Below are 22,650 nucleotides of genomic sequence, written 5' to 3'. Positions count from 1 at the left end.
GGGTGCGCCATTTCTTATATGATTATCGAATTCTTGACTCAGACTCTGAATCAAAGAAATGAGCTTTATTCATATCAAATGCCAGGTCGATCGTTTGACCTGCAACGATATCTGTACGGGAGTCAACGCGGGCTACAAACTCTTGTCCTTCTAATTGAGAATATAACATCGTTTCAGCACCCGTTAATTCAGATACTTCAATCTTCGCCGTGATCTTCGCACCTTGGGCAGTATCAAGGAAAAGAGGCTCGTCATGAATATCTTCAGGACGGACACCAAGGATGATGCTCTTTCCTACATGACCTTGTTCGCGAAGCACCTTCATTTTTCCTTCCGGTACAGACACTTTCGTATTACCGATGACGAATTTCCCATCTTCGAGTGATCCGTGGAAGAAGTTCATGGCAGGTGATCCGATGAATCCGCCTACGAAGACATTCTCCGGCTTATCATATACTTCTTTAGGGGAACCGACTTGTTGAATCACACCGTCTTTCATGACTACGATACGTGTTGCCATCGTCATCGCTTCTGTCTGATCATGTGTTACGTAGATCGTTGTTGTTTGTAAACGTTGGTGAAGCTTGGCGATTTCAGCACGCATCTGTACACGAAGCTTTGCATCAAGATTGGATAAAGGCTCATCCATCAAGAACACTTTCGCGTCACGGACGATGGCACGGCCAAGGGCTACACGCTGACGCTGACCACCTGATAATGCTTTAGGTTTACGATCAAGCAGTGCTTCAAGGCCAAGGATCTTAGCCGCTTCTTGAACACGACGGTCAATTTCCTGCTTATCGAACTTACGTAATTTAAGACCGAATGCCATATTATCATATACGCTCATATGTGGATAAAGGGCATAGTTCTGGAACACCATGGCGATGTCACGGTCTTTTGGAGCCACATCGTTCACGCGTTTTCCGTCAATGGAGAAATCTCCTTTTGAAATTTCTTCAAGTCCTGCGATCATCCGCAGAGTAGTGGATTTCCCGCAGCCCGATGGACCGACAAATACGATAAACTCTTTATCTTGAATGTGAAGGTTAAAGTCGTTTACCGCCGTTACCTTACTATCATAAATCTTGTGGATATTTTCTAATTTTAATTCAGCCACTTATTTTCTCCTCCTTGAAATGCAATCGTTTTCATCTATAGATTCATTGTAGAGAAAGCGGATTCAAAATGATATGGTCAACCTGCACAAAGTTGCCTAAACATTATTGGGCAGGTTGTCAGATTGGAAGCTTAAACAGGCAAAGTAGGCAAGGATCCCACCTTGAAAGCTTTTAATATCTATATTTGTTTTTTCAATAAACTTATCGATCCGGTACTGCACGCTGTTCCGATGCAGAAATAATGTCTTGGCGGTCTGACTGATATTGGATTGATTTTCGAGAAATGCCCTTATGGTGTGAATCTGTTCAGGATCTTCAGAAAAGAAGTCGGTGACCTTTTTAAAGAAATGCTCCTCCCACTCATGCGGAAAGTGGTGGAGGGCGAATTCAGGCAGAACCGTCACGGCCGACTGGATGAATGCCTGCTTATGAATGGTCCTGGAGAACGAAAATAGCTCACGCTCATGGGCAAAATAAGCAGGAAGATGTGAATCGGCATCGTGAAACTGCCCTAGGTAAAAAGAAGGACTGACGAAGAAATCCGATTCAATGACATGGGAAATCGACTGTAGCTGTTCCTCATCCAGCATCCACTCATGCTTCTGTTCTATAAGCAGTCCCATGCGATCAGCGAGGAAAACGAGGATGGTCCCGTGTGGTAATAAATGTTGGAACGCTTCTTCCAGTTGAAGCTGATCCCTGCCTTCCTTCAGACTGAATTGAATGATGCGGAATTCTCCATCATTCATTGATGGGACCGGCCCGTCTTCCAATAAGTAATGGTACCACTCGGCGGAACCGGGAGAATCATTCACGCTTCCAGGTGAAGGGGTGACCTCTTTAAACAAGCAATATAATAAATCCAATTCCGGCTGGGAAATCTCAGATGCATCGATCCCTATATATTCATCTTCCTGTTCGTTAGTAAACCAGATTTTCGTAGATTTAAGGCTTGTAGGACAATGATGCTGAATGATGGCACCAGGATATTTTTTACGTAAAGATGTAAACATGTGATCCCTCTTTGTTCATTATTATAGTAAAAAAGGTTATAATGACATTGTACTGAAATAGCTGGAGTAATCAAAGAGTGCATGATTGCAAAAGTACAATAATTTTAATACTATTGTATAATGAATAATTCTTATGGGGTGTCCTGAATGGAATATACGAAAGAAGTAACGAATCGAATGAAACGTCTTGAAGGTCAGGTTCGTGGAGTATTGAAAATGATGGAAGATGAGAAGCATTGTAAGGATGTTGTGACTCAACTATCAGCCGTCCGTACTGCTGTTGACCGCACGATCGGCCTCATCGTGGCAAAGAATCTGGAAGCATGCATACGCGAGTCCGAAGAAGAGGGCATAAAGGCGGAAGATGCGATTCAAGAAGCTGTCAATATGCTCGTCAAAAGTAGATAAAAGGTAAAAAGCTGCCAAAGGGGAAGATTCCTGATTGGCAGCTTTTTTTGTTCATATTATTTTGGGGGTTCTTCGTAGTCGGTGATTTCGATCGCTTCTTCGATGTTGGTCGTGTTTTTCCTCATGTGCACGGAACCTCCGGACATACCTTCGTTGATGAAACGGTCGACATCCAGGAATGCTTTTTCTTTTCCTTCGTAATTCGTATCAGGAAGGAATTTATCGTTCTTATTGTCTTTTTTCATGCTCATCAGCCTCCTTTCTTTAGTTTTAGAAAGGGGGCTGAAGTTATGCATGGAGCAGGATTAAATTCTTTCTTCCTTGGGTATTATGTAATTTGCATCACTCATAAACATGGAAGAGCATCAGTTCATGCAACTGCTTCTTAAGGATCTCTTCTTTGTCAGCAGAAGGATTGGGGCCGGTCCATTCAATTCTTCCGTCTTTATGGTATATTCCTGTATATTTGGTCCCGCTGAAATAAAAGGAGAATGTCCATCCCGGGAGCTGTTTATTTTCGTACATGTTCTTAAATTGAAAATGTTGGATCATCATTTGTCACCTCCATTCATATTGTAAACGTTTTAACACGAGCTGTGTAGGACCGGCCGTGAAATGTATCATAAATGAAGGGCTTCTCTAATAGAATTTACTGAAGAGATAGGGGAGGGACGAAGAATGAATTCGTTTATTCGTGATTTAGAGAAGGCGATCAGTGATGAATGGACAGGTTATTATTTCTATAAAGAGCTAAAAGCGCGGACCAACAATCCGCTGTACGTAGAGTTTATTGAACACGCTCAAAAAGATGAAAAAGAACATTATGAAATGTTTCAATATCTTCACTATCTATTGACGGGAGAGTATTATGAGCACAAGAAGGAAAAGGTGGGTTTCACCACTTTCAAGGAAGGGGTGCTCCGTGCACTGAAGGATGAACTGGAGGGGGCGGAGTTTTACCGGGATATGCTCCTGGAGATTCCCAATCAGCAGGCGTATAAACCGCTTTTTATTGCCATGACAGATGAACAGGAGCATGCAACCAGATTTTCAACCATCTATAATTCCTTACGGTAGCGATAAAGAAAAAGGTTGAACCTTGTGTCATTCACGAAGATTCAACCTTCACTGTTTTGAGCACTGAGTGTCATGAACGTACGGACAAGCTGCTTTCTCCGCTTCGTCTCAATTTCCGCCTCATCGAAACACATGGGCTTTGAATTAATTTCAAACAAAACGAATCCCCCTTGTTCTTTGGGAGCGAGGTCAATGGAAAACTCCCCTACATATCCAAACGATTTAGCCAGTTCTTCCCCGCAGGTTTGAACGATCCTTGAGATTTCTTTTTTTGTTTCTGCATCTGCAACTTCTTTCAGGGAAATGATTTTACCGCCGGCAGGTACATGAGTGGTGACTTCCTGTCGCTGGGACATGCGGACCCCGATCCCGATCAAACGGAAATCATCACCTGTGTGAAGGACTAATATGCGAAAGTCGAAACGATGTTCGTGCACTGTTTTACATGGGACCGCTTCCTGCATGATCCACTGATTGCTCGTAAACCATTCGTTATACGTTTGATGAAGCCTGGAGATCGATGTGAATCTCTCTATTTTCTTAATGCTTTTACATAGGACACCACCTCTGTCATCCAGTTCAATCAGTCGGATCCCTTTTCCTTGCGAAGCGAGAGAGTGTTTAACATATACTTTCTGATGCGTGGACAGGAAACGTGAAAGGGAGGCTTCATCGGTAACCATCTCGGTCTGTGGAAGATATGCTTTGAGTTCATCATTTTTGGATAACAGCTGGTAGACTTCCCATTTATTAAAGAAATGGGGGTTGAAGAATGGGATCCCATGCTTCTTTATAAAAAGAAGAAGCTTCTCGTATGCTTGATTTTGCTCGGCATGCCTTGATGGGACACGATTATATATGACGTTCGGAACGGGGAACAGGCATCTTACCCATTTGTGTAAAACATGATGATACATGATCCCCTCTATTGAATCACCCAGAACATCCTGGGGGGAAAAGACGAAGCAGATTCCTCCAGACTGCTCGACGTCCTGTTGTATCGACCGGAATAATTCAAAGTTTCCCTTATATTTGTTTTTTCCTTCTTTACTTGAGACGATGCCGACTAAGGGAATCGCGGGACGATTCCTCTTGCGGGGGGATATGGTAAAGGTATAGCATTGACTGGAAGCTTTAGAGGATAAGAGAAAGGAGTCCTTCCCGAATCCATAGGTTGTGATGGGTTCTTCCCCGTGAAAAAAGGTCTTCTTTATCCGGTCGTAATGGATGATCATGGTATCATTTCCTCAGGATGATCCAAGCTTTGGTGCGTGAGGAAAATGCCAAATGAAAGGGCGAGCTTCCTTGTTAATAAGTCAAACCTTTTTAAGTCAGGATGTGAGAATATTGATCTGCCAGGCTTTGAGTTTGCTTCAAACATCCAAATGCGGTGTTGTTCGTCCACACCGAAATCGAAGCCTATTTCACCGATGAATCCTTCAAGATTTTCCTCAATGGCGTGTGACAACAATAATGCCGCTTCCTTTAATGCCGCTTCAAGGGTTTGTCTTTCACTTTCTTCAGGGAATAGTTCTGAAAGGACCCTCACTTCTCCACCATTATTCGCATGTGTCGTCACACTTCCCGTTCCGGCCACTTTTCCCGCCATTGCACTGACTTGCCAGTTTCCTTCTTCATCTTTATTTGTATGGACCCGGAAGTCGATGGCACGATTATTCTCTTTCAGTAAGGAGATTCCCTGCTGGACGATGAAGGAGTCCAGGTTCCGGCTTTTGAACACTGTATTGGCCAGCTGCTCCAGTGATTTAAACTTTAATAAACGGTTCTTCTGATCACTGTCCCTGAAACGGCAGTAATACTCTTCTGTGGACCGGTTATACGTGATTTTGTGTATTCCGTTTCCGAGACTCCCGTTTTTCGGCTTCAAATAAATATGATTATAGGCGGAAAGCATCCGCTCCATTTCCTCAAATGATTGAAACGGCCTGGTTTCTGGAAGGAAGTGTTGAACCGTCAGATCATTTTCCAATCTCTCGAAAAGGTCCATTTTATTGAAGAATCCTGGGTTATACCACGGAATCCCGTATTCTCTTTCCAGTCTCTCCTTCAGTCCCTGATAGGTTTTCCGCTTTTCACTCTGCCTGTTCGGAAGTCTGTCATAAATCACATTCGGGAAAGGGATTTCTTCCATTTCCCATCCTTCCCCAAAATGAAAGAACCCTTTGATAAGTCCATTCTCCCAATCAATATGCCGTTCTCCAAATACAAAGGGGACGACTCCCAAGGAAGATTGGACCGATAATAGCTTCTTGAAGAAGTGGGAGCGTTGTCCGATGGGACTTAATCGGAAACTTGTGAAACCCGCAGTGAAGATTCCAATCAGTACCCCTGCGTGTAAACATTCATCTTTACAATACAGGGAGAGGGAATCCACTTTTAAGGGAAGGTGCAGCCTTTCCGCTAAACCTGTACTGATCCCCATTACGTTACGTCCATTCGGATGGCGCCTGCAGCTGGCGGGTTGTCTTCTGGTCCCGAGTATCACGGTGTGTGGAAGGGTGCCTTCCCCGGTTTTGAACCCGGACGGAAGGTAGAGGATGCTTTCTTCATCTTGGAAGTATTCGACTTTATATGCATGGAGCATTAGAAATCACCTCGCCTTAAGGATGAAAGAGATTGTGAGGACAGAAAGTCACAATAATCTAAAGGTGCCTGATATAATGTTGGCAACTTCCCGGGATGTAATGCATCCACTACCTTATGCCCCGGTTTAGAGTTCAGATCCAGGATCCATAGGGAATGATCATCCCCGATAATGAGATCGACCCCAATTTCAAAAAGAGGGGAAAAATGTCTTTCAAGCAGTATAGGGACTTCTTCCAAAATAGATGTAAGTTCTTCGTCGATAAAATCCCATGTATGTGAATCCTGGCCATCCTTCCACTCACTGTAGGAAAGATAGGATGCCCCACGGCTGATATTCGTCAGAATCCCATTCTCTTCACCTTGACGGATCGCACGTTGGAATTCCCTCCATTCCCCATTGCGATCTTTATTCAGGAGAATGCGCATATCGAAAGGGGCATTTCCTTTCGTCAGGTTTGGCAGCCTTTTTTGGCAAATGAACGTGTGAAGCTTGAGCATGTGATCGACCCATTTTAGAAAGACAACTTCATTTGGGAATGATTGTTCTATGATTCCTTGCTTTTTGGTGGTGCGAACGAGAATTTCATGTGGTTTTGCAACGAGATGGTAAACGGCAAAACCATGGGCACCGTCGACAGGTTTGATTATTATATCTTTATGTTTGAGGAGAAGATTTAATAAATGTTTTCCACCTGTCACTAAGGATGTTTCAGGGATATAGGGGGCGATGGAGGTCTGCTTCAGTTTTTCATAAAGATGCCATTTGTTTGGTAATCCGTACCCTAGGAAACGGATATGCTTCTGGTTCTTTAACCATTGAACGACAGCTCTCGCCTGCCGGGACTTCATATCCCTCTGATAATAGGTTCTGTCATAGATGTACTCCGGGATTTCAAAGGCATCCTTTTCCCATTCCCCCGTCACCCTGTCGAAATGAAATCCCTCAACGGTTTCGTTTAAAGGAGATATTCCCTGTGGAGAAAACAGGTAAAGGTCGATTGGATATGAAGGGGACTGCTTTGCAATTTCGAGAAAATATTCATTTGTCACTTCCGGGGTGAGGGTCATGATGCCCAATGAGTGATTCATCGTATTATTCCTCCTTATTAGTCCAGATTGCTAGACTATATTCATAAAGTGCTTTAACCGAAGGACGAATCCTGTCGTTCTCTAAGTAGGTCCGTTTAGAGGGCTTGGAATTGATTTCAATCAGCCATGGTTTTCCCGACTGATCGATGCCGATATCGATGCCAAGTTCAGCGAAGTGTCCTTCCATGCTATCGGCAAGAAGCGTTGAAGCGTGTATACATAATTCTTTCATCCCTTTCATGATAGCCAGGCTCTCCCTGGGAGAAAAAATCGTTTGCAAGACCGGGAGAGGCTTTTCAATCCGTCCGCCTTGGTCGACATTTGCCACGAATTGATCCTGTGAAGCAATTCTTGCTACCGATGAGACCAGTTCCCAGTCTTTATTCCGGTTCTGATGACAAAGAAATCGAAAGTCCAAAGGCTGTCCTTCGACCGTTAGGAAGGGGATTGTCTCCTGAACCAGATAAGTACTATTACACCAAGCCTTAAGCTGTTTGTACAAAGCAGGATAGGTCGGAAAGGTGAGCGGATTCTCGTTTGAAAATGAATTTTGCTGCATATGAAATCCATCGTCTCTTTTTTGGATACGCATGATGTAGCGTCCCTTGCTCCCATTTATCCCTTTCACGAAAACATCCTTATACAAGGTAAGCATCTTCTCTAAGGAATCAAGGCCCTTTACGGTTTCGGGCAGGTGTGGTGAGAGGGCGGGGCTGTCTTTTAATGCATTGTAAACCTCATCTTTGGACAAAAAGCCGGAATTAAAAACCTGGATGCCCCGGTCCAGAGTGCGTCCAAGAGCCTTTTGAAAGGAAGGGGACCGTTCTATTTTTCGTGAGTGACATCGATTGTATAGGAGATGGGGATCAGGTAGAAGACCGGTTTCCCAATCGTTCCCGTTATAATAAACACCTTCCCTTTTATTCCCGGCGAAGGAGGAAAGGGGAAGCAGGTAGAAAAATCCACCTTTTCGTTGAAACCATTCCTGACACTCTGTAAAATATTCTTTTAAAGAATGGGAATGGATGGTCGCGAGAGAAGATTGATTGAGTAAGAGAGCCGCAACAGGTCCCATATGGATCATGGCATTCCTCGTATCGATAGAAATCCATATATTTTCCAATGGTGGGATGGATGCGAATAATGAATCGGATGTATCCAACATAATCTGTAAAGAATCTGTTTTTGTTCCCATGCATGTCACGTCAAGAAGGGAGCTGCCACATTTCAACGTCATATGTCGTTGAAAGGGAAAGCGGTCCATCCATTTTTCTGGAATGTATAAATGATGATGGTCCTTCGATTGACGCGAAATAAATGAACATTTTATCTTCATCCGGCATTCCCCGTTTGCATAACCCGTTAGAATGACTTTATAATAATTTATTGGGCTAATGTTGATATAGCATTCTATGTAAACATAGGCAAAATGTTCAAACGAGAGAAGTAGAAAAGGAAGGTGCACTCATGTTGGATGCTTTCATCCTGGTATTATTCATGGTAATCGTTGGGGCCCTTATTGGGGGAGTCACCAATTCACTCGCAATAAAAATGTTATTCAGGCCTTATCGGGCATACTATATCGGAAAATTCAAAGTCCCATTCACACCGGGACTGATCCCGAAACGACGGGGGGAACTGGCGGAACAACTAGGGAAGATGGTGGTGGACCACTTAATCACCCCTGAAAGCCTTCAAAAAAAAGTGATGAATGAAGACTTCCAAAAGGATGTGACCCTCTGGCTGTCCGAAGAATTGCAGCCGGTCTTCACATCCGACAAAACGGTGGATGAGTGGCTCGATACCCTCCAAATCCCCGTTTCCTCCCATCGACTCAATGAATGGCTTGAGGACTGGGTCGCAGTAAAGATCAAGGATACAAAGAAGTCCTATACGTCTATGAAACTGGAAGAGGCACTCCCTGAGAGGTGGCAGGAAAAGGTTTCAGAAAGTATTCCGAAGCTTGTCGACTTCATTGCAAACAGGGCGGAAACGTATTTCACAAGCCCTGAAGGAAAAATGAAAGTGAAAATCATGATCGACGATTTTCTGAAAGAACGCGGCATGCTCGGAAACATGCTTGGCATGTTCCTCGGCAACACCTCGGTTGCGGATAAAGTGCAGCCGGAAATCGTCAAGTTCATCAAGCATGAAGGTACTCAGGAGATCCTCTTTAACCTATTGTCAAAAGAGTGGTCGAAGCTGAAACAGATGAAACTGGAAGAGTTCATCGACAGATTGCCGGAAGAGGAGCTCATCCAGACCGTCCAAACGTCACTGGTCAAACTCGTCAACATCGACGGTCACCTCAAGAAACCGCTCAGTTCTTGGCTCGAACCGCACCAGCAATCCTTCTTCCACAAACAGCTGCCGAAATGGGTGGATAGAGGGACGGACCTCTTATCCAAGAAGATTCCGAATCTCATGGAGAAGATGCACCTTCAGCATATCGTCCAGGAGCAGGTTGAATCTTTCTCTGTCGGCAGGCTCGAGGAACTCGTCCTCGGCATTTCGAGGCGGGAATTCAAAATGATCACCTATCTCGGTGCTCTGCTCGGAGGCGTGATCGGGATCATTCAGGGATTGATCGCCCTTTTCATATCCTGATAAGGGTCCTGCCTAGAAATCAACCCCATTGTTTGTTATAGTGAGGGAGACTGAAATTTTAGGAGGTACGTATTTTGGCTATTAACTTATACGATCAAGCGAACGAACTGGAAAGCGCATTGCGTCAGAGCGATGAATTCCTGCAACTGAAGAAAATGTATGATGAAGTAAACAATGACGAATCTGCTAACAAGATGTTTGAAAACTTCAGAAACATTCAAATGACTCTTCAACAAAAACAAATGAGCGGTGAAGAGATTTCCCAGGAAGAAGTGGAGCAGGCTCAAAAAACAGCTCAACTTGTTCAGCAACACGAAAAGATTGCAAAGCTTATGGAAGCTGAGCAACGCATGAGCATGGTGATCAATGACTTAAACAAAGTCATCATGAAGCCGCTTGAAGAACTTTACGGTTCAATGCAAAAATAATCGTTATGAAGAGGGACCGACTTCCTGATGGGGAGTCGGTCTTTTTTTATTGCTTTCCACACCCTTGGCATATTTGTCTCCCATCCTTCATAAAAGTAGAGAAAGGGAGTAGACAACATATAGGGGGGACACCAATGATGATCTATCGAATGCTGGCTTTGAATATTGATGGCACAATCGTAAATGAAAACGGAAAAATTGCGAAGGAAACGAAGGAAGCAATTGAGTACGTTCAAGATAAAGGGGTTCCGGTCACATTGGTTACAAGCCGGAGTTTTGCTTCTGCTAAGAAAGTAGCCAAAGCCCTGAAGCTTGAAAGCCCGATTGTTACACACAGCGGTGCCTATATCGCAGGCGAGCTTGAAAAACCGATGTATGTGAAAAAAATTGCGGAAGACATTACGTATGAAATCTCTCAATTCCTTGAAGGATTTTCATGTCAGGTACACTTGTCCCACGAAAAGCGGTCCATCGTAGGCAAAACCAGTACCGGGGCACGTGAGATGGCAAAGGTCTCATGGCAAAGAGAATCCAAATTACTTTACAGCAAACAGTTTGTGGACCGGGTGAGTGATCACCTGTTGGAGAATCCGATGGCGGTACCGAAGATTTCGGTTGTGATGGAACACAGGGAAGATATGTTGGACGTTGTCGCTTCGTTAAAAGGAATGTATGAAGAAGTGGACGCGATCCCGACGTCAGACTATAAACTGGATATCGTTCCTAAGGGTGTATCAAAGCTCAGGGGATTGATGTATCTATCTGAGCGTCTTGGAGTGAAGAAGCATCAAATCGTGATGGTAGGATCTGGCATAGATGACATTGATTCCATGGAGTGCTCCGGCCTCGGCGTCGCCATGGGGGATGCACCGCGTCAAGTGAGGGAAGCGGCGGACTGGATCACACGCAGTCAGGTTGAAAAAGGGATTCCGTACTTTGTCACTGAGTTATTCCGGAAACAACATCCCATCCCATTCCTGAAAAAAATGAATATCATAAAATCGTAACTAAAGGAACACCCCGTCATTCCAACAGGAATACGGGGTGTTCTTTCGTTGGGAGGGTTCGGACCATTGACCATTCCCACCCCTTTCTGTACACTTATAAAAGCTTATTAGTTTTATGAAAGGTGATTAGAACGTGAATGTTTTGATAAAAGGAATCGAGGATGAGCGTTTTGAACGCCCCCTGCGATTGATTGCGAATTTATTCTTTGAAGAGTCTGCCATTCACTTCGGTGATTGTAATGAGGCCGATCTTCAAGTCCATATAGAACTTTCTTCAGAAGACAAGATAGAGGCGGAAGCCATATTAACGAATTTAAAAGGACAATCATACACAGCACGCTATGAGCACGACTGGGTGCCTTATGAAAATGAGAAAGAACGGTTCAAACAGCTGAAAACGGCTGTTTCCCATGTGTATTTGAATGTTCTTCAAGATTTGACGGGGATCAGGCAGAAATGGGGCATCTTGACCGGAATCCGCCCCACGAAGCTCATTCATAAGCAGATGCAGCTTGGATTGCCCAAGGAAGAGATTCATGAGAAGTTAAGAAAAGAATACCTGATCACGGATGAAAAGATTCAGTTGATGCAAAGCATCGTGGATCGTCAATTATCCGTCGTACCTGATCTCTATGACCTTCAGCATGAAGTGAGCATTTATATCGGCATTCCGTTTTGCCCAACCAAGTGTGCGTATTGCACGTTCCCTGCCTATGCGATTCTCGGTAAACAGGGGAGGGTCGATTCCTTCCTGGCGGGACTTCATTACGAAATCCAGGAAATGGGACGCTGGATGAGAGAAAACAATATCAAGATTACGACCATCTATTATGGCGGGGGTACCCCGACGTCCATCACAGCTGAGGAAATGGATGCTCTTTATGAAGAGATGTACCGCTCCTTCCCGGATGTCGAGAAGGTAAGGGAAGTAACGGTGGAGGCAGGGAGACCGGATACGATATCCGAAGATAAACTCGAAGTGCTCAATAAATGGAATATCGACCGTATTTCCATCAATCCTCAATCGTACACCCAGGAAACCTTAAAAGCGATCGGGCGCCATCACACAGTGGAGGAAACGATTGATAAATTTCATTTATCCCGTGGTATGGGCATGAACAATATCAATATGGACCTCATCATTGGTCTTCCAGGGGAGGAGCTTCCGGAGCTACAGCATTCTTTGGACGAAACTGAGAAGCTTATGCCTGAATCCTTGACGGTTCACACCTTGTCCTTTAAGCGGGCGTCTGAAATGACGAAGAATAAGGACAAGTATAAAGTGGCGGATCGGCTTGAGATCGAGAAGATGATGAATCTTGCTGAAGATTGGACCAAGGAACACGGTTATGAGCCATACTACTTATACCGTCAGAAGAACATTCTTGGTAACCTGGAAAATGTGGGATACGCCCTTCCCCAGCAGGACAGCATCTATAACATCATGATTATGGAAGAAGTCCAGACCATCATTGGAATCGGCTGCGGGGCGGCAAGCAAATTCATTGATCCGAAAACCGGTAAGATCACGCACTTCGCCAATCCGAAAGAACCGAATGCCTATAACCTTGGATTCAAAGAGTACACAGAAAAGAAAATCAAGATCTTAAATGATTTATTTTCATAAAAAGAGACACGCCGCTTCAATTTTAGTGGCGTGTTTTTTTTGCTTCCGTTTCCCCGCTCATTACAGGAATATTTCATTCCCGCTTAAAGGAAATATCATCATGAAAGGAGAATTAGTAAGATAGACACAGAAAATCAGACATTTATTGTAAACGCTTACTATTTTGAGGGGAGAGATCGAATATGATGCAAACACCTCTGCTATTGACACAAATGATTGAACGAGCCGAAAAGTATTTTCCTAAGAAAGAAATCGTATCCCGGACAGAGTCGGGTATCAACCGCTTCACATACAAACAGTGGGGTGAGAGAACGCGGAGGCTGGCAAGCTCCCTGTCGAAACTCGGAGTTGAAGAAGGAGACAAAGTCGGTACACTTGCATGGAATCATCATCGTCATCTAGAAGCGTACTTTGCGATTCCATGTAGCGGAGCCGTATTACATACGATCAATATCCGCTTATCGTCCCAACATATCGTTTACATCATCAATCATGCGAAGGATCAAGTATTGCTGATCGATCCGGACATCGTCCCGCTCATTGAGAAGGTGAAGGACCAGATCCCGACGGTTAAAGCCTTCATCGTCATGACCGATGGAGAATTGCCTGAAACGACCCTTGAGCCTGTGTATCATTATGAAAGCTTGTTGGAAGAGGGGGATCCATCGTTCCAATTCCGCAACGACATTGATGAAAATGCCCCTGCTGGAATGTGCTACACGTCGGCAACGACCGGAAACCCTAAAGGAGTCATCTATTCCCATCGGGGCATCGTGCTCCATGCAATGGCACTGGGTCTGGCTGATACGACAGGGGTCAGTGAGAGGGACGTTGCCCTGCCGGTGGTGCCCATGTTCCATGTGAACGCCTGGGGACTCCCGTTTGCGTCGGTCTGGTTCGGTAGTAAGCAGGTTCTGCCGGGACCATATTTCACGCCTGGACTGCTTGCCGGGCTCATGCAGGATGAAAAGGTGACCATTTCTGCAGGGGTACCGACGATTTGGCTTGGATTACTCAATGAATTGGAGAAAAATGAGTATGATCTCTCAAGTCTTCGTTCCGTTCTGTGTGGGGGATCGGCAGCTCCGAAAGGGATGATCCGGTCATTCGAAGAGAAGTTCGGCATCCCGTTCATGCATGCGTATGGCATGACTGAAACGAGCCCACTCGCTGTGATCGCCGCATCCAAAAGCTATCATGACGATCTTTCTCCCGAAGAGAAGCTCGACTTGAAAGCAAAGCAGGGGATCCTCGTCCCTGGATTGGATATGAAGATCGTCGGGAAAGACGGGGAAGTGGCATGGGATGGTATCGAAATGGGGGAGCTTGCCTTAAGGGGGCCCTGGATCGCTTCTGAGTATTATGAAGATGAACGCACCGGGGATGCCTTCAGGGATGGCTGGCTGTATACGGGAGATGTCGTCACCATTGATGAAGAGGGATATATCAAGATCGTCGACCGCACGAAGGATCTGATCAAATCCGGTGGGGAATGGATTTCTTCCGTGGATCTTGAAAATGCCCTCATGGCCCATGAGCATATCTTCGAAGCTGCTGTGGTGGCAGTGCCCCATGAGGAGTGGCAGGAACGTCCGATTGCCTGTGTCGTTTTAAAGGACTCGGGAAAAGGCAGTGTGACCAAGGAAGAAATCATGGAATTCCTGAAGCCTCAGTTTGCGAAATGGTGGCTGCCGGATGAGATACTGTTCCTGGATGAAATCCCGAAAACCTCTGTGGGGAAATTTTTGAAGAGGGCTCTCAGGGATCAGGTTCAGGATCAAATGAAACAAATCTAAATGAGACGGGAGATCGGCTCTATGTCGATCTCCATTTTTGAATTATTGTACTTTTCTAAATAATCATTCTGCGCTATGCTAATAGAAAGGGGAGGGATTTTTTTGACAGTGTCAAATCAATATGAAACAGTGAAATTACATAAAGATGGGAAGGTGGCGAGGGTTCATTTGAACCGGCCGCAGTCCCTGAACGCATTGGATGCCCGGCTTATGGAAGAATTACTGGCTGCTTTGAAGGAAGTGAAAAATGATCCATCGATTTCTTTATTGATCCTGACAGGGGAGGGGAAGGGATTTTCCTCAGGGGGAGATATTAAGTCCATGCTGTCATTAAGTGGAGAAGAACAGTTCTCTCAGATCATGGATACGATCAGTGAACTGGTGATGACCTTGTATTCCATGCCGAAAGTGGTCCTGACAGGCATTCACGGGGCAGCGGCGGGGCTCGGGTTGAGCCTCGCCCTGGCTTCTGATTATATCCTTTGTGAAGAGGATAGTAAGCTCGCCATGAACTTTATCGGAATCGCTTTGATCCCGGATGGAGGAAGTCATTTCCTTCTACAGGAACGACTCGGCACCCATAAGGCAAAACGTTTGATCTGGAATGGAAAAGTATTTGAAGGACAGGAAGCCCTGATGAAGGGGCTCGTCGATGAAGCCATCCCTTCAGGGAAATTGGAGGAAGGCATAGCACGCTATACGAAACAGGTATTAGGTGCGCCGACGAAAGCCATGCTGAAAACGAAAGAAGTATATGTGGAGTTAAACAAAGAAAGATTGCAGCATGCACTTGATCTTGAGAAGGAAGGTCAGTGGCTCATGCGCCAAACCTCCGATCACCAGGAAGGCATCCGCGCATTCGTGGAGAAGAGGAGACCTGAATTCAAGGGTGAATAATGGATAACGGGAATCAGTCTTTAAGGCTGGTTCTTTTTCGTACATCCAAAAAAATGCATTACAGCCATTGAAGTCTGTAATGCAAGAAGTCTTTCTACACATGAAACAGCAAGAGTTTCCCAAGTGGGGACGTACAGCGATGCGTATGTTCAGCATAGCCTTTTTCCTCAAGCATGGTTTCGCCCATTTTCTTCGCTTCGCTGTCAGAGGAAGCTTCGAATGATTCGTCTAGGATTTTTTTGCCGTCTTTCTCGAAAACCGTCAGTTTATATACTTTCATTATGTAATACCCCTTTGTACTTAAAATGATGTTCTTCTTTATTTTTTCATATTATCATTTTTTTGGGAAGTCTAAATAGTTTGATAATGAAAAAAGAATGGAAAATGAAACCTTTTATGGATAAAATCGTAGAGTACTAGAGATAAGAATGCCGGATTTCATTAAAGGGCAACAGGAGGGAAAACAAAAGATGAGTTTGAAATTACAACAGGTCACCAAAAGGTTTGGGGATTTCACAGCGGTAGATGAGCTGTCACTAGAAATTCCCCCAAGTGAAATGTTCGGGTTCCTTGGGGCGAATGGAGCCGGAAAGACGACGACCTTTCGAATGGTGTTGGGATTATTGGATGCAACAGAAGGCAGGATCACGTGGGACGGCAAGGGGATTGATTATTCCACCAGTCCCAAAATCGGGTATCTCCCGGAAGAAAGGGGACTTTATCCGAAGATGAAGGTAAGTGATCAAATCGTCTATTTGGCACGCCTGCGGGGGATGGAAAAGAAGACGATCCTGAAAGAATTGGATTATTGGCTGGAGCGATTCAATGTTCCTCAATACCTCAATAAAAAAGTGGAGGAACTCTCCAAAGGGAATCAGCAAAAAATTCAATTCATCGCATCGGTCATTCATAAACCGAAACTATTGATCCTTGATGAACCATTCAGCGGTCTTGATCCCGTGAATGTGGAGCTGTTGAAGGACGCCGTCAGGGAAATCAAGAAGAATGGAACGACCATCGTGTTTTCAAGTCATCGGATGGAGCATGTGGAGGAGCTCTGTGAAAGCTTGTGTATCATGCATAAAGGGCGTCCCGTGGTACATGGCGGACTGAAGGAAATCAAACGTTCCTTTGGAAAGAAGAATGTCGTGATACATGCGGATTTCGACATTACCTACCTTAAGGACATGCAGGGAGTGACAAAGCTTAAAGAAACAACGGAAGGAGTCCTGCTCCAGGTGGAATCCGAGGCTGCCGCCCAAGGAGTATTTCATGATGTTGTCCAAAAGGGCTTCCTGCGTAAATTCGAGCTTGAGGAACCTTCACTGAACGATATATTTATAGAAAAGGTGGGAACTTCTTATGAATAACTTCTTCTTGATCCTTGGTCATTCCTATATGTCAAAATTGAAAGCCAAGTCTTTTATCATATCCACGATCATCATTGCCGCAGCACTTGTCCTGCTGGCCAATTTCGACAGCGTCATTTCGAGTTTCACGGATGAGGAAGAAAGCAGGGTAGCGGTTCAGGATGAAACGGGCACATTATATGAACCGCTCCTGGGGCAGCTGGAGACGATGAATAGTGAGATTCAATTAGAGCCTGCTTCGGAATCAACAAAGGAAATCGAGAAAAAAATAGAGTCGGAAGAATATAAAGGTTTATTGGTCTTAAGTGAAAGCAGTGATGGGCTGCCACAGGCCCTGTATAAATCAAACTCGTTATCGGAGTCTGCCGTGACCGGGGAATTGCAGGCAGCCCTGCAGAATGTGAAATCTTCCCTTGCTGCGGGTAAGCTGGATCTGTCCGGGGAGGAGCTATCCTTATTAAGCGCCCCCGTTGATTTCGAGAAGGAGGCACTGCTTGAAGGGGCAAAGTCTGAAGAAGAACTGAGTCAGGCAAGGGGCATTGTATACGTCTTATTATTCTTTATCTATTTCTCGGTGATTGCGTATGCCAATATGACGGCGATGGAGGTCGCCACAGAGAAAAGCTCCAGGGTCATGGAAATCCTCATATCAAGTGTATCACCGGTCAAACAAATGTTTGCCAAAATCATTGGGATCGGTCTCGTTGGCTTGACTCAATTAGCTGTTATCCTTGGTGTAGGTTATTTCACCCTGATCCGCAAGAAGGATGAACTGGTAGGGGGATTCTTTGAAGGATTCGGGTTTGAATCCCTATCACTCAGTGTCATCATTTATGCTATCATCTTCTTTCTGCTTGGTTATTTCCTGTATGCAACCCTTGCAGCGCTGCTCGGATCTCTTGTGAGTAGAATTGAAGATGTCCAGCAGATGATCATGCCGATGACCTTCCTGATCATGATCGGGTTCTTCATCTCCATGTTTGGCCTTGGAAGTCCGGAATCGGGCTTTGTCACGGTTACATCGTACATCCCCTTTTTCACACCGATGGTCATGTTCCTTCGTGTCGGGATGCTGAACCTGCCGGTGTATGAGCCGGTCATCGGGATACTCGTCCTGATTGTTTCCATCGCTTTACTGGGAGTATTCGGTGCACGTGTCTATCGTGGAGGAGTGCTATTATACGGGAAGTCCAATTCATATAAAGATATTAAGAAAGCCATCGATTTAACATCAAAGAAATAAGCGGAAGGCTGTCACCTTTAAAAGTGGCAGCCTTTTTATGCATGAATGTGATAATTTGTTAATACATACTGAAATCTTCCCCGGTTTTAGGATATAATGAATGAATATCAGAACGTATATTCGTAGTGTTGGAGGAGGGATTTCATGGAGAACATTCGGTTTTTTCATGTAGCAGACTTACATTTGGACAGTCCGTTTACAGGGCTGAAGCATTTACCGACAGAATTATTTGAACGAATACATAATAGTACCTTTGCTTCTTTTGAAAAAGTGGTGAAAGAAGCGATTGCAAGAGGGATCGACTTTATGATTCTCAGTGGGGATTTGTTCGATGAAGAAGACCGAAGCATAAGGGCTCAGGCTAAATTAGTGAAACAATTTCAAATCCTACATTCACATCATATCCCTGTATACGTCGTCCACGGAAATCATGATCATCTCGGCAGCCGTCGTTTAGAGCTGGATATGCCGGATAACATACATATTTTTCATGAGAAAACAGAAGTGAAACAGCTTACCACGAGGACTGGTACCCTGGTTGATCTTGTGGGGTTCAGCTATGGAACAAGGCATATCCGGGAAAGAAGGATCGGGGAATATCCTAAAGGAACGGCTGAGCGTTATACGATCGGTATCCTGCATGGAAGTGAAGGAAGCATGCATTCTTCCCATGAAACGTATGCCCCTTTTACGATAAATGAATTATTGGATAAGAATTACCATTACTGGGCACTTGGGCATATTCATCAACGCCGGATCTTGCATGAAGAGCCATTTATCGTCTATCCCGGAAATATCCAGGGCAGGCATCGAAAGGAGACCGGTGCAAAGGGATGCTATGAGGTCTTACTCGGTGAGCATCAGACAGAGCTGACGTTCATTCCCACCCATGATTTGCTGTGGGAAACATGCGATGTATCCCTGCAAGGTATAGCGAGGTTTGGTGAAGTGTTTCAGCGCATCCAACAGGCGGTGGAAACCATAAATGAAGATAGCTTGATTGAAATCGTCCTAACCGATGCAGAATCGCTCCCTGAAGATATGATGAGGAAGGTTGAAAATGGCGATCTCCTGGAGGCGCTGCAATCCGATATGGAAAGTCATGGAGAATTGAAATGGGTTCACTCCATACACCGTTCTCCCGCCACCACAGTGTTAAAGGAACGGGATCCCTTTCTTCAGGATATGATTTCGACCCTTGAATACCTGGAAGGGGAAGAGTGGGAAGAAGTCCTGGCAGAGCTGTATGAACATCCGTCGATTTACCGATTTCTTGCCCCGTTGGAGGACGAAGAGAAGAACGATCTCATAGAAGAAACAAAGCACTTACTGAAAAGTGGGGGTGAAAAAAATTGAAGCTGATGGAACTTCATATATACGGATATGGGAAGTTTGACAACAAGCATTATACACTTAGCGATCTTCAATTATTTTATGGAGAAAACGAAGCGGGTAAATCGACGATCATGTCATTCATTCATAGCATCCTATTCGGTTTTCCAACCAAACAGCAATCCTTATTGAGGTACATTCCGAAATCCTCGTCCGAGTATGGTGGGAAAATCCTTTGCAGGATGGAAGATCAGGGGATTGTGAGCATCGAGCGGATCAGAGGGAAGGCTGCGGGAGACGTAACCGTCCAATTTGAAGATGGAAGAGTGGAGGGAGAAGAAACCCTCCAACAATTGTTGGGCAAAATGGACCAGTCCACCTATCAAAACATCTTCTCATTCAACCTGGATGGCCTTCAAAACATCCAGCGACTCAAAAAAGAAGAACTGAACCGGTATTTATTCACGGCGGGTTCTACAGGGACGGACCTTTTATTGAAGCTTTCGCAGGACTGGCAGAAAGAAAGGGAACTGCTGTTTAAAAAGTCAGGTAGAAAACCGAAGATCAATGTCGTGCTTTCCGAACTAAAAGATCTTGAAAAACAAGTGAAGGAAGGGAAAGAGAAAAACGATCAGTATCTGCCCCTCATAGGGAGACGCAGGACTCTTGAGTCGGAAATAACAGCTCTGGAGAAGGAAAAAGAGCTTCTTTCTGATCAGAGAGAAAATCTTATTTCCGTAAATGAAAATTGGGATACCCTTGTCCAATTCAATGATGTGGAAAAGCGCCTCTCCCAGCTGAAAGACCCCGAATTCCCTCCACACGGATTAGAACGGATGAACGAGCTGAAAATCGAAGAAAGACAAACGTCAGCCTATCTTGAGACCCTGAAAAGCAAACAACAGAATCTGCAGGAAAAGTTGGAATCAAAAGATCTGGACCTTACGTTAAGAGAAGAGATTCCTTACATGGAGGAACTATTGTCCCGTCAATCCTCTTACTTGAAGTGGAAAGAAGAGAGCGGGGAACGAAGCAGAGAATTAAGAATGGTCCAAAGTAAAATCAGCGACACCATCAGGGAATTAGGGCTGCAGATTGAAATGGAAAATATCCCTTCATTAAATACAAGTATGATGATGTCTGAAAACATACAGCAGGCATTGGAGCATCAGACCAAGCTCCTTCACGAACGGGAAAGCCTGGAAAAGCTTCAGGCAGAGGAAATGGAAGAACTTCAAACCATTGAAAGTAAATGCGAAGACTTAGAAAAACGATTAATGGAAGAGGATGAATATCAAGAATTACAACGAAAGGTCAAAGCTCTTACCGGCAAGCATTCTACAAGGGAGCAGATGGAATGGGTGAATCTGCAAGTAAGGGAGGCAGAGGAAAACTATAGCCGAAAAAAAGCTTCCTATTCGTATCAGATGCTGCTCAGTGGTGGAGCATTCCTGATTGCAATGGGATTCGGTTTATGGGGGGTGTTCTCCGGCAATTGGATCATGGCAGGTATGAGCTTGCTGTTTCTGATGGCTATCGGTGGAATCATCTTTCAATCGAGGAGGAATGTCAGGAATGAAGCTCTCACCCTTCAAAAACTCAGGGCAAGAGCGAAAGAAGTTCAACCGGAGAAAACCGGCACCCTGGATACAGCAGAACAAAGCCTTTTGGAACAAATGGAATTTCGCAACGAGTGGAAGCAGCGTGTCCTGACATTAGAAGAACAGGAGCTGAAGATACAGAAGCTTCACGAGAGAAAGGAAGAGCTTGTGAAAGCGATCATCAAAGGAGAGGGAAGGATAGAACGCCTGAAAGGGGAATTATACTTACCTGCCGATTTTCATTGGAAATGGCTGCGTGATGCATTTGCCAAGATGAAAGAATTAGTCTATTCCTATGAAACATATACTCATTTATCCAGTGAAGAGGCTTATTCGGAGAAGAAAGTAAAAGAATTCACGGAAGAATGCCAGGAGTGGTTTCACCGCCATGCCCTTCTGTTCACGACGGTGGACGAAGCGCTGCTTCAATTGAAAGGGATGCTGCAGGATCTGGAGAAACGACGGCTGATAGTCGACAATATTGCTGCAGAGTTAGAGCCATTATCTATGGATATCAAAAAAAATTCCTTAGAAATTGAAAAAATCCGCCATGATCTACATGACCTGATCCAAATAGCTGGCTGCACCGGGGAAATGGAATTCAGGGAGAAGGCTATGATGGTTCAGGAACGAAGCGAACTTTGGTCTCTATATAAAGGGATGAAAACGAGATTGACTAAAAAAACCCTTGATACATTCCTTGAGTTTAATTCGTTGGAAGAAAGCAGGAGGGAATCGGCCCGGGTCTTACAATCCATCGATGAGTTGTCAAAACAGCTGTCCGCTCTGCAAAAAGAACTCGCCTCCCTTTCGTATGAAATCAAAACGTTAGAAGAAGGCAAGACCCATTCGGCCATCCTTCAAGAATTCGAAAGCAAAAAAGCCGAGCTTAGGGAGCTTGCCTTTGAATGGTCTGCGTATACATTGGCAGGGGTCACGTTAAGGAAAACGATGGAGCTATATCAGAAAACCAAAATGCCGAAAGTCATAGAGCTTGCAGAAGAAAATTTCAGGGAAATGACAGAAGGGCATTATCACCGCATTTTCTTACTGGATGATGAAATGATCAAAGTGGAGAGGATGGATGGGACCATCTTTGATGCAATCGAACTCAGTCAAGGGACGAAAGAGCAGCTTTTTATTTCGATCCGTTTTGCCCTCATTCAATCGATGGGTGATAAATATCCATTACCAGTTTTGATTGATGATGGGGTAGTCAACTTTGACCTGACCAGAACAAATGCATTTCTTTCGCTCCTAAGGAAAGTGGCAAGGGACCATCAAGTGTTATTTTTCACCTGTCACCCTCATATCAAACAATCGTTCACGGATGAAGAGGTGATTGTGTTAAAGAGGGAGGAGTCGATCCGGACTACTTGAGTGAAAAAATATGATATACTGAAACTACTTTTATAGTGGAACGGAGG

General features: G+C 44.6%; 21 protein-coding genes. 12 read left to right on the top strand and 9 right to left on the bottom strand.

The features are described 5' to 3' along the window. Nucleotides 1–22 precede the first annotated feature (22 nt). Together ATG71_RS19920 and ATG71_RS19915 are read right to left on the bottom strand one after the other, a co-directional pair. Nucleotides 23–1,120, bottom strand: coding sequence for an ABC transporter ATP-binding protein (locus ATG71_RS19920; protein WP_060670526.1), 1,098 nt, complete (start codon nucleotides 1,118–1,120; stop codon nucleotides 23–25). 96 nt (nucleotides 1,121–1,216) lie between these two features. Continuing rightward, entirely contained in the window at nucleotides 1,217–2,134 is a 918-nt protein-coding gene (locus tag ATG71_RS19915; RefSeq protein WP_098441158.1) for a PucR family transcriptional regulator, read from the bottom strand. Between the two features lie 147 nt (nucleotides 2,135–2,281). On the opposite strand from ATG71_RS19915, the gene ATG71_RS19910 reads away from it, so the two are divergent. Next, entirely contained in the window at nucleotides 2,282–2,542 is a 261-nt protein-coding gene (locus ATG71_RS19910) for a metal-sensitive transcriptional regulator (RefSeq protein WP_034763238.1), read from the top strand. 56 nt (nucleotides 2,543–2,598) lie between these two features. On the opposite strand, the gene ATG71_RS19905 is transcribed toward ATG71_RS19910, so the two are convergent. After that, nucleotides 2,599–2,787, bottom strand: coding sequence for a hypothetical protein (locus ATG71_RS19905; RefSeq protein WP_098441157.1), 189 nt, complete (start codon nucleotides 2,785–2,787; stop codon nucleotides 2,599–2,601). Between the two features lie 97 nt (nucleotides 2,788–2,884). Continuing rightward, a complete protein-coding gene (locus tag ATG71_RS19900) occupies nucleotides 2,885–3,094 on the bottom strand; it encodes a YheE family protein (RefSeq protein WP_098441915.1) in 210 nt (69 codons plus the stop codon). Nucleotides 3,095–3,220: 126 nt separating this feature from the next. Here ATG71_RS19900 and ATG71_RS19895 point away from each other — a divergent pair, with 126 nt between their 5' ends. Next, nucleotides 3,221–3,619, top strand: a complete 399-nt coding sequence (locus tag ATG71_RS19895; RefSeq protein ID WP_060670520.1) for a ferritin-like domain-containing protein — start codon at nucleotides 3,221–3,223, stop codon at nucleotides 3,617–3,619. A 41-nt stretch (nucleotides 3,620–3,660) separates the two neighbouring features. On the opposite strand, the gene ATG71_RS19890 is transcribed toward ATG71_RS19895, so the two are convergent. Genes ATG71_RS19890 through ATG71_RS19875 form a run of 4 tightly spaced genes read right to left on the bottom strand, consistent with a single transcriptional unit; the run spans nucleotide 3,661 to nucleotide 8,651 of the window. Beyond that, nucleotides 3,661–4,854, bottom strand: coding sequence for a YheC/YheD family endospore coat-associated protein (locus ATG71_RS19890; RefSeq protein ID WP_098441156.1), 1,194 nt, complete (start codon nucleotides 4,852–4,854; stop codon nucleotides 3,661–3,663). Next, nucleotides 4,851–6,224, bottom strand: a complete 1,374-nt coding sequence (locus tag ATG71_RS19885; protein ID WP_098441155.1) for a YheC/YheD family endospore coat-associated protein — start codon at nucleotides 6,222–6,224, stop codon at nucleotides 4,851–4,853. The genes ATG71_RS19890 and ATG71_RS19885 overlap by 4 nt, the downstream gene beginning before the upstream one ends. After that, nucleotides 6,224–7,315 (bottom strand): YheC/YheD family protein, encoded by a 1,092-nt coding sequence (locus tag ATG71_RS19880; protein WP_098441154.1) that lies wholly within the window; start codon nucleotides 7,313–7,315, stop codon nucleotides 6,224–6,226. The genes ATG71_RS19885 and ATG71_RS19880 overlap by 1 nt, the downstream gene beginning before the upstream one ends. 4 nt (nucleotides 7,316–7,319) lie before the next feature. Beyond that, the gene (locus ATG71_RS19875; protein WP_098441153.1) at nucleotides 7,320–8,651 is read right to left on the bottom strand and encodes a YheC/YheD family endospore coat-associated protein; all 1,332 of its coding nucleotides are present in this window, start codon (nucleotides 8,649–8,651) and stop codon (nucleotides 7,320–7,322) included. Nucleotides 8,652–8,782: 131 nt separating this feature from the next. On the opposite strand from ATG71_RS19875, the gene ATG71_RS19870 reads away from it, so the two are divergent. The 6 genes from ATG71_RS19870 to ATG71_RS19845 all read left to right on the top strand — a co-directional run bounded on the left by ATG71_RS19870 (nucleotide 8,783) and on the right by ATG71_RS19845 (nucleotide 15,677). Then, nucleotides 8,783–9,922, top strand: coding sequence for a DUF445 domain-containing protein (locus ATG71_RS19870; RefSeq protein ID WP_098441152.1), 1,140 nt, complete (start codon nucleotides 8,783–8,785; stop codon nucleotides 9,920–9,922). A 74-nt stretch (nucleotides 9,923–9,996) separates the two neighbouring features. Further along, entirely contained in the window at nucleotides 9,997–10,350 is a 354-nt protein-coding gene (locus ATG71_RS19865; protein WP_034763247.1) for a YlbF/YmcA family competence regulator, read from the top strand. Nucleotides 10,351–10,484: 134 nt separating this feature from the next. Then, on the top strand, nucleotides 10,485–11,357 hold the full coding sequence (locus ATG71_RS19860; protein ID WP_353616293.1) for a Cof-type HAD-IIB family hydrolase: 873 nt from the start codon (nucleotides 10,485–10,487) through the stop codon (nucleotides 11,355–11,357). A gap of 133 nt (nucleotides 11,358–11,490) precedes the next feature. Next, entirely contained in the window at nucleotides 11,491–12,984 is a 1,494-nt protein-coding gene (locus ATG71_RS19855; protein WP_098441151.1) for a coproporphyrinogen III oxidase, read from the top strand. 182 nt (nucleotides 12,985–13,166) lie between these two features. Then, a complete protein-coding gene (locus tag ATG71_RS19850) occupies nucleotides 13,167–14,780 on the top strand; it encodes a long-chain fatty acid--CoA ligase (RefSeq protein WP_098441150.1) in 1,614 nt (537 codons plus the stop codon). Between the two features lie 102 nt (nucleotides 14,781–14,882). Continuing rightward, nucleotides 14,883–15,677, top strand: a complete 795-nt coding sequence (locus ATG71_RS19845; protein ID WP_179886588.1) for an enoyl-CoA hydratase — start codon at nucleotides 14,883–14,885, stop codon at nucleotides 15,675–15,677. Between the two features lie 94 nt (nucleotides 15,678–15,771). Here ATG71_RS19845 and ATG71_RS19840 read toward each other — a convergent pair whose 3' ends face one another. Then, nucleotides 15,772–15,957: a YhzD family protein gene (locus ATG71_RS19840; protein WP_034763288.1), complete on the bottom strand. Its 186-nt coding sequence runs from the start codon at nucleotides 15,955–15,957 to the stop codon at nucleotides 15,772–15,774. A gap of 190 nt (nucleotides 15,958–16,147) precedes the next feature. Between ATG71_RS19840 and ATG71_RS19835 the strand changes: the two genes are divergently transcribed. The 4 genes from ATG71_RS19835 to ATG71_RS19820 all read left to right on the top strand — a co-directional run bounded on the left by ATG71_RS19835 (nucleotide 16,148) and on the right by ATG71_RS19820 (nucleotide 22,603). Continuing rightward, the gene (locus tag ATG71_RS19835; RefSeq protein ID WP_098441148.1) at nucleotides 16,148–17,047 is read left to right on the top strand and encodes an ABC transporter ATP-binding protein; all 900 of its coding nucleotides are present in this window, start codon (nucleotides 16,148–16,150) and stop codon (nucleotides 17,045–17,047) included. Further along, nucleotides 17,040–18,290 (top strand): ABC transporter permease, encoded by a 1,251-nt coding sequence (locus ATG71_RS19830; protein ID WP_098441147.1) that lies wholly within the window; start codon nucleotides 17,040–17,042, stop codon nucleotides 18,288–18,290. Before ATG71_RS19835 ends, ATG71_RS19830 begins: the two co-directional genes overlap by 8 nt. A gap of 144 nt (nucleotides 18,291–18,434) precedes the next feature. After that, nucleotides 18,435–19,646, top strand: a complete 1,212-nt coding sequence (locus ATG71_RS19825) for a metallophosphoesterase family protein (RefSeq protein ID WP_098441146.1) — start codon at nucleotides 18,435–18,437, stop codon at nucleotides 19,644–19,646. Between the two features lie 5 nt (nucleotides 19,647–19,651). Continuing rightward, on the top strand, nucleotides 19,652–22,603 hold the full coding sequence (locus ATG71_RS19820; RefSeq protein WP_286163140.1) for an ATP-binding protein: 2,952 nt from the start codon (nucleotides 19,652–19,654) through the stop codon (nucleotides 22,601–22,603). The last annotated feature ends 47 nt before the right edge of the window (nucleotides 22,604–22,650 follow it).

Source organism: Bacillus sp. es.034, from assembly GCF_002563655.1.
Classification (GTDB): Bacteria; Bacillota; Bacilli; order Bacillales; family Bacillaceae_B; genus Rossellomorea.
This window is presented reverse-complemented; position numbering and strand designations above follow the sequence as displayed.

Coding starts and splice junctions, on each gene's coding strand:
- ATG71_RS19860 (WP_353616293.1), top strand. CDS start 10,485: ATGATGATCTATCGAATGCTGGCTTTGAATATTGATGGCACAATCGTA.
- ATG71_RS19885 (WP_098441155.1), bottom strand. CDS start 6,224: ATGCTCCATGCATATAAAGTCGAATACTTCCAAGATGAAGAAAGCATC.
- ATG71_RS19895 (WP_060670520.1), top strand. CDS start 3,221: ATGAATTCGTTTATTCGTGATTTAGAGAAGGCGATCAGTGATGAATGG.
- ATG71_RS19890 (WP_098441156.1), bottom strand. CDS start 4,854: ATGATCATCCATTACGACCGGATAAAGAAGACCTTTTTTCACGGGGAA.
- ATG71_RS19915 (WP_098441158.1), bottom strand. CDS start 2,134: ATGTTTACATCTTTACGTAAAAAATATCCTGGTGCCATCATTCAGCAT.
- ATG71_RS19880 (WP_098441154.1), bottom strand. CDS start 7,315: ATGAATCACTCATTGGGCATCATGACCCTCACCCCGGAAGTGACAAAT.
- ATG71_RS19830 (WP_098441147.1), top strand. CDS start 17,040: ATGAATAACTTCTTCTTGATCCTTGGTCATTCCTATATGTCAAAATTG.
- ATG71_RS19825 (WP_098441146.1), top strand. CDS start 18,435: ATGGAGAACATTCGGTTTTTTCATGTAGCAGACTTACATTTGGACAGT.
- ATG71_RS19910 (WP_034763238.1), top strand. CDS start 2,282: ATGGAATATACGAAAGAAGTAACGAATCGAATGAAACGTCTTGAAGGT.
- ATG71_RS19820 (WP_286163140.1), top strand. CDS start 19,652: ATGGAACTTCATATATACGGATATGGGAAGTTTGACAACAAGCATTAT.
- ATG71_RS19870 (WP_098441152.1), top strand. CDS start 8,783: ATGTTGGATGCTTTCATCCTGGTATTATTCATGGTAATCGTTGGGGCC.
- ATG71_RS19840 (WP_034763288.1), bottom strand. CDS start 15,957: ATGAAAGTATATAAACTGACGGTTTTCGAGAAAGACGGCAAAAAAATC.
- ATG71_RS19905 (WP_098441157.1), bottom strand. CDS start 2,787: ATGAAAAAAGACAATAAGAACGATAAATTCCTTCCTGATACGAATTAC.
- ATG71_RS19875 (WP_098441153.1), bottom strand. CDS start 8,651: ATGAAGATAAAATGTTCATTTATTTCGCGTCAATCGAAGGACCATCAT.
- ATG71_RS19850 (WP_098441150.1), top strand. CDS start 13,167: ATGATGCAAACACCTCTGCTATTGACACAAATGATTGAACGAGCCGAA.
- ATG71_RS19835 (WP_098441148.1), top strand. CDS start 16,148: ATGAGTTTGAAATTACAACAGGTCACCAAAAGGTTTGGGGATTTCACA.
- ATG71_RS19900 (WP_098441915.1), bottom strand. CDS start 3,094: ATGATCCAACATTTTCAATTTAAGAACATGTACGAAAATAAACAGCTC.